General features: G+C 50.9%; 4 protein-coding genes, 1 tRNA gene and 2 pseudogenes. 3 read left to right on the top strand and 4 right to left on the bottom strand.

Annotated features, from left to right (window positions below):
• Positions 1-4: 4 nt before the first annotated feature.
• The 4 genes and pseudogenes from rffA to VB081_RS04255 all read right to left on the bottom strand — a co-directional run.
• Positions 5-742: pseudogene (gene rffA / locus VB081_RS04270) on the bottom strand (dTDP-4-amino-4,6-dideoxygalactose transaminase); the annotation flags it as partial.
• 24 nt (positions 743-766) lie between these two features.
• Positions 767-1,993, bottom strand: a complete 1,227-nt coding sequence (locus tag VB081_RS04265) for a phospholipid carrier-dependent glycosyltransferase (protein ID WP_323399610.1) — start codon at positions 1,991-1,993, stop codon at positions 767-769.
• Positions 1,994-2,457: 464 nt separating this feature from the next.
• Positions 2,458-2,880: pseudogene (gene tnpA, locus VB081_RS04260) on the bottom strand (IS200/IS605 family transposase).
• 162 nt (positions 2,881-3,042) lie between these two features.
• Positions 3,043-3,129: transfer RNA gene (locus tag VB081_RS04255), tRNA-Leu, on the bottom strand.
• 172 nt (positions 3,130-3,301) lie between these two features.
• On the opposite strand from VB081_RS04255, the gene VB081_RS04250 reads away from it, so the two are divergent.
• The 3 genes from VB081_RS04250 to VB081_RS04240 form a co-directional block, all read left to right on the top strand.
• Positions 3,302-5,575 carry a biotin/lipoyl-binding protein gene (locus VB081_RS04250; RefSeq protein WP_323399609.1) on the top strand — a complete coding sequence of 758 codons (2,274 nt, stop codon included), beginning with the start codon at positions 3,302-3,304 and terminating at the stop codon, positions 5,573-5,575.
• 12 nt (positions 5,576-5,587) lie between these two features.
• Positions 5,588-6,262 carry an ABC transporter ATP-binding protein gene (locus VB081_RS04245; protein ID WP_323399608.1) on the top strand — a complete coding sequence of 225 codons (675 nt, stop codon included), beginning with the start codon at positions 5,588-5,590 and terminating at the stop codon, positions 6,260-6,262.
• The coding region (locus tag VB081_RS04240) for an ABC transporter permease (protein ID WP_323399607.1) at positions 6,259-7,116 on the top strand (858 nt) is incomplete at its 3' end. The genes VB081_RS04245 and VB081_RS04240, both read left to right, overlap by 4 nt.

The following is a 7,116-nucleotide window of genomic DNA, read 5'->3' as shown; positions in this document are numbered from 1 at the left end:
GTTACAGCTGCGCAAGCAAATAGGCCGCGTTGATGTCGCTCGGGAGGTACGACGACCCGCAGTCCATCCATGTATATTTGTCAATCTGCCCACGGAAGAACTTACTTCTGTTGGTACCCTTTTCCCGGACGATCTCCGCTTGCTCCGCATATTTTGGATTATTGAAAAGCAACGCGCCGCCTTCCCCCATGCTGAAATTCTTGGTCTCGTGGAAGCTGAAACAACCAAAATCCCCAAGCGCACCCACGGCCTTGCCCTGATATTTGGAAAGCACCGCCTGCGCAGCATCGCCCACCACAAGTAATCCATGTTTCTTAGCTATCTTGTTGATCTCATTCATTTCACAGGCGACTCCCGCATAGTGTACGGGCACGATCACCTTCGTGCGTTCTGTGACCGCGTCCTCCACGAGTCTTTCATCCATGTTCATCGTATCCGGACGAATGTCCACAAACACGATCTTTGCGCCGCGCAGTACAAACGCATTCGCTGTAGAAACAAACGTATACGATGGCATGATCACCTCATCACCCGGCCTCACATCACACAGCATCGCCGCCATTTCAAGCGCGTGCGTGCACGACGTGGTCAGAAATACGTTTGCCGCCATACAATGCAGCTTCAGCCATTGGCTGCACCGCTGCGTAAATTCTCCGTCGCCGCATATCTGGTGATTTTCCACCGCCTTTTTCACGTAGTCAAGACTTTTGGGTGCACAAGGCGGAATGTTAAAATTGATCATTTATCGTATACTCTCCTTATTTTTTCAGTGATACGCCGGCCACAATACGCCGGCATAACAGTAAATGGCAATGCCTGCGACTGCCAGACAGACGACCGCGACAGCGATCGCCTCGCTTTTTTTGCTCTTGCATATTTTTTCCACTATCGTTTTGATTCCCGTTGTCATAAAAAACATCAGCGGCAGCAGGCAGGAAAGAACATACCTTCCCTGCGGCTGATAATCGCTTGTGTAGGAATAATACGCGCTCAAAACGACGGGGATCACGATCGCCAGCGCCATGCATATACCAAGCAGCAACTTTTGCCGTTTTTCCTTTGTATTTTCGCTTCTTACAAATGCTACAAACGCCATCACGCATCCAATCATGCCCACAGCAAAGATAGCGCTGTACACCGCATATATCCATATGGGCAACCAGATATCCAGCGCCCCAAAGCAGCCAACCATGCTCAGGTAGGAAAATAGCAGCCATCCCTTGCCCGTGAGCATCTGCCCAAGCGGAATGCCTGCCCGCTGTATTGTTTCTGCCATCGAGGGCTTTAAGCTGTCTATCGCATACAGCTCCTGATAATGCTCCGTCGTTTTAAAACCGAGTATGTCGCCGTTGTAAATCATGTAATTGCGGATAAACCACCATGCAGCAATTGCCGCAAATAAAATAATTACAATATAAATCGACCGGCGGAACTCCTTTTCGCGAAAACTGCGCTTCTCAAGCAGTAGATTGGAAACAAAAAACAGGACGACGCTCAGCAGCAGGAATCCGTAGGCATTATAATAGGAAAGCGCGCATAGCCCCATCCCAATGCCTAAGACCACACAGCTTTTTACCGGCCACCCGTCCTTTAACCCCGTGACCCACGCGAACACGATCAACGAGGTCGAAAAAATCGCCATCATGTCATTGTTGATGTAGCTGGAGAGGAATATAAACTGCGGCAGGAAAGCAACCAGCACAACAAACAGCAGGCGGTACACCCTCTGCGCAAACAGCTGCTCCGCGATCTTAAAACTGATCCATACCGTGAGCGTGGCAAAGATGACATTGACAAGGCGCGCCGCCATAAAGATGGCGTATGCGTCGCCCGTAAATATCCCTGCAATTTTCATAAACAGGACGCCGATGATCTGCGAAACATACGGCGCGAACCCATAAGATATCCCCCATTGCGGATTACGGATCGCCTCCTCCGCCCCATGTGGTAAATATCCGTTCTCAAATATAAACTGCGGAATCTGGTATCGCATCCCCTCATCAGGGGCGGCAAACATAGGTTGCGTGACGCTCCAGAGAAAATAAAAAACAAAAACCAGGGCAAGAAATATAATATGTTCTTGCCTGACAATGTCCCAAACCGTTTTTTTGCCTGTCTTTCCTGTCATCTTCCCTGCGTTTGCCCTTCCCCGCCGCTTACCCTTCTATATCATCCTAAAACCAAGTTGTATCCTATATGTATCATTTATTACAATCTATTTTCAGGGTATCATTTCTACACGCCGTCTACAATAAAAACGTAGCCCGTTCATAGCAAAATTAAGAAAACCTTAACAAATAAATATCCCCCGGCTTAGCCGGCGGTATTTCATATGCGGGCGTAGCCCTGTGCTGCTAGCCGCGTCTCAAGACGCATAATGGTCTGCCACTTGCGATACTACTTCTTGCTACCCGTAAACGGTTTTATATACTCCTTAAACGTTAGTTGCTCATTCACTTAATCCTCCTTGATCTGGTTTTGTATATACTCCGCTATCTTCTTTGCATTCTTTCCAGCAGTATCTATGTAAAATCCTCTACACCAGAAACTCCGATTCCCATGCTTGTATTTCAGGTTCCCGTGCCTTTCATGCAAAAGCAAACTGCTCTTACCCTTCAGAAATCCCACAAATCCAGATACGCTCATCTTGGGCGGTATTTCCACCAACATATGCACATGGTCTATGCACATTTCCGCTTCTACTATGTTCACCTGCTTCCACCTGCACAGCTCTCTTAAAATTCCTCCTATATCTGCTCTAAGCTGACCATAAATCACTTTTCTTCTATACTTTGGTGCAAACACTATGTGATATTTACCCTAAAGGGCACACGTGCAGTTCCATTTTGTATGTGCTAAGCTATTTGTGTCTTGTAACATTTTAAAATCCTCCATTTGCTTTTTTCCTGATTGGCAAACCAAGTTTATTTTATCAAATGGAGGATTTTACTTTTCCTCGCTAAAGCTTTCTCTCTACCACTGGCATAGCCAGTGGTTTCTTCACAAAAAAATAGAACCCTGCAAATGCAGAATTCTATTTTTTGGTGCCGAAGGTGGGAATCGAACCCACACGGTATTGCTACCACAGGATTTTGAGTCCAGCGCGTCTGCCAGTTCCACCACTTCGGCCTGAATCGTTGACCTAAAAATAATAGCATACCGCATGTCAAAAGTCAATTATCAACGTACCTGTTTTTCCTGTAATATTAAGATGTTTTTCACCTGTTTTTCATACAGCCTTCACATACCGCTTCCATAATGAACGCATGATCAAAAAAACAATACTGTCCAGGAGGCGTTCATGAGCAAGAACAAAAAAAACAGAAAAATGACCCGGAAAAAGTGGGTGATCCTGATTACAATGATTGTTGCAGCGGCTCTGCTCGTAATTTTTTTATTGCCTAACCTTTTCCGGCCGGATGCAAGCGCATTGGCTTCTGCTATGCGTACCACAACCGTAGAAACGGGAACGATCGAAACCACAGTAGTAGGTTCCGGAAACCTAACCGCACAAAATACGACAGATATAAAGATTCCATCCGGCGTTACGGTAGAAAACGTACTTGTAGAAGCGGGCGACACTGTGGCCGCAGGCGATCCGCTTGCCACACTCGACGCCGCGTCGGTAAAAACGGCGCTCGCCGAGACCCAGACCACCCTTGCATCCCTCGATTCCCAAATCGACAGCGCAAAAGATGAAAGCGGATCTCAATACATCACGACCTCTGTTTCCGGCCGTGTCAAGCAGATCTTTGCCGAAGCCGGTACCAATACACAAACGACGGTCAGTGAAAGCGGTGCGCTTCTTATACTCTCCATCGATGGAAAAATGAAGGTTTCCTTCCAGCCCTCGCAGACGGATGTCGTCTCGTCCGGAGAAAGCGTCGTTGTAACGCTTTCGGACGGGACAACACAAACAGGTACGGTCACTTCCCTTACAAGCGAATCCTGCACAATTACCTTAACGGACAACGGCCCCGCATACGGCGATACCGTGACCATTATGACAAAGGACGGCACACAAATCGGTACAGGTACGCTTGAAATAAATACCCCCATCAGCATTTTGGGCAGCGCAGGCACGGTACAAAGCATAGACGTTTCGCTAAACGAAAGTGTCAGCAGCGGCGCAACACTCATCACGCTTACCGAGGCCGCCGTTTCCGAAGAATACGCGACATTGCTTGCCCAGCGCGCGCAATACGAGGATGTACTACGCGCACTCATACAGTACGAACAGACCAATACAATCACCGCAGAAACAGCAGGAACGATCAGCAGCGTATCCATCACAGGTACGTCTGACGCGTCCTCTGCGGAAAGCTCTGCAAGTAGTTCCCAATCGTCATCCGCGGGCACGCCTGCGGCCTCTATGGCATCAGGTTCTTTGGATGTCTCTGATAATTCCATCCAGCTACTATCTACAGATGCAAATACAGATTCCCGGGTCACGCTGCTCGCCGATAGCGCGACCGTGTCCCCTATCAGCGGTACAACGGAAATATTCATCAACAATCCGGTAACGGGCAATACCCCGCAGACTACGGTCATGCCGGGCAGCGGTTATACGGGAGTCATCCGCTGGTCGCCAATGGACGCGAAGTTTGCCGCAGGTACATCCTATAGCGCGACCGTCACGCTTACCGCAGACAGCAGCCACCAGTTTGCATCAGACGCGACCGTAAATGTGCAGGGCGCACGCATCGATGCGCAAAGCATAGTCGTCAGTACGGATGCCTCCGGCAATACCCTGACGTTTGACGCGGTATTCCCCGCAACGGAGCAGGCCGCAGCAGCAACGAACAACGCACCGCAAACTTCATCAGAAGAAAGCTCTTCCGGTTCCCCCATATCTGGCAGCAGCGCAGGCGGCGGTTCCTCATCGGGTGGTTCTTCGTCAGGCGGTTCTGTCTCCACGACCGCGGCGACGGCCTCCTCGTCCGATACCGCCGCAAGCGAAACGTCCCTGCTCACAACTGCTTTCACGATATCTTCCGGCAAAGCGGATACGCTGAGCGTCAATATTGACGAACTGGACATCATGTCCGTACAGGCAGGGCAGGACGTATCTATCGTACTGGACGCGCTGCCCGACGAAACATTCAGCGGCACTGTCACAAAAATTTCTGCTTCAGGTACGATACAGTCGGGTGTGACGACATATCCTGTCACCATCACCCTGACGGATGTATCCGACGCGGACATCCTTGCAGGCATGAATGCGACCGCTACCATTTCCATCTCAACAAGCGAAAACGTGTTGCTCATTCCCCTTGACGCACTGCAGGAATCTGGCAGCGAAAAATTTGTGCTGATCGCGGGCAGTTCTGATGGCGAGGCCGGAATGGGAGAGAGACAGACGGTCGAAACAGGGCTTTCGGACGGCACCAGCGTAGAGATCATCTCCGGCCTTTCCGAGGGCGACCAGATCATGTATGAAGAATCCACCTCCACCGACTCCACCGAACAGCAGTCCGGCTTCCCCGGTGGCAGCATGGGCGGTATGGGCGGTGGAACGCCTCCTGAAGGTAATATGCAGGGCGGCGGCATGAGCCGCACGCCAATGGGCGGTTAAGGAGGAAAGCTTATGATTCAGATGAAAGACGTTTCCAAAGTATATGAGATCGGAAACGAGAAGCTGTATGCCTTAAACAACGCTTCTCTTACCATACAGGACGGCGAGTTTGTCGCCATCATCGGCCCCTCGGGCAGCGGAAAATCCACAATGATGAACATCATCGGCTGTCTCGATACGGCAGACAGCGGCGAATATATCCTCGATGGTCAGGAGATCGACGACTATACGGAGGACGAACTGACGCGCGTGCGCAACTTCAAGATCGGTTTTGTGTTTCAGAACTTCAATCTTTTGAATAAGCTGAGTGCTCTTGAAAATGTGGAGCTGCCGCTCATCTATCAGGGCGTTCCCAAAAAGGAATACCACGCGCGGGCGCTTGAAGCGCTCGACCGCATAGGGCTTTCCGACCGCATTCACCACAAGCCGGCCGAGCTTTCCGGCGGCCAGCAGCAGCGCGTCGCCGTTGCACGCGCACTCGTCACACAGCCCTCGCTGATTCTGGCGGACGAGCCAACGGGTAACCTTGACCACAAAACAGGAGTAGAAATACTGGAGCTCTTTTCCGAGCTCCACAAAAACGGCAATACGATCATCCTGATCACGCACGACGATAAAATCGCGCAGCAGGCACAGCGGCGCATCAGGATACTCGACGGCCGGGTAATGGAGGACGAGAGCGCATGATATTACAATCTTTCAGAATGGCATTTGCCTCTGTACTGGGCAATAAAATGCGTTCGTTTCTGACGATGCTGGGCATCATCATCGGCATCATGGCAGTTGTCGTACTCGTCTCCATCGTTTCCAGCACAACCAGCTCCGTCACCTCAGAACTTGAAAACCTAGGAGCCAGCACGATCAGCGTGTCCGTCACCAGCTCGCGCTACCAGCCCCTTTCTCTTTCTGAGGTATCCGGCTTTGCGGATGAATACGAGAGCATCGGCGCGTCCGCAGCCACAACCACGCAAAGCGCGACGCTCAAGGCGGGAGATACCTCAACGACCGCCTCCGTTGTAGGAAGTGTGCCCGCCTATGCGGACATCAACGACCTTTCCGTACAGTCCGGCCGGTTTTTAAAATCGCCGGATGTAGAGAACAATTCCGCGGTCGCGGTCGTAGGCACGGACGTAGCGGACGATCTGTTCGGGCATACGGATGTCGTCGGGGAGACGATGTCCGTTGACGGCCGCAGCTTCCTGATCATCGGGGTACTGGAGGATGCCGGCGAGAGCCTGATGGGTTCTGCAAACAGCAACATCATCATCCCCTACACCACTGCCCAGCGCATGTTTTATATTTCAGGCGTGACCTCCTTTACCCTGACGGCCAGCAGCACAGAATCTGTCGACCGGGCAGAGGAAGACGTCACCGCCGCACTGATGACAAAGTTTAAGGACGAAGACGCTTTTTCCATCATGAACCAATCGACCATCCTCGAATCTATGGATTCGATCACTAACACGATGGCGCTCATGTTCGTCGGCATCGCGGGCATCTCCCTGCTGGTCGTCGGTATCGGCATCATGAACATCATGCTG

Source organism: Christensenella sp. (genome assembly GCF_034927525.1).
GTDB lineage: Bacteria > Bacillota > Clostridia > Christensenellales > Christensenellaceae > Christensenella.
The sequence above is the reverse complement of the archived record's forward strand: the minus strand, read 5'-3'. Positions and strand labels throughout refer to the sequence as shown.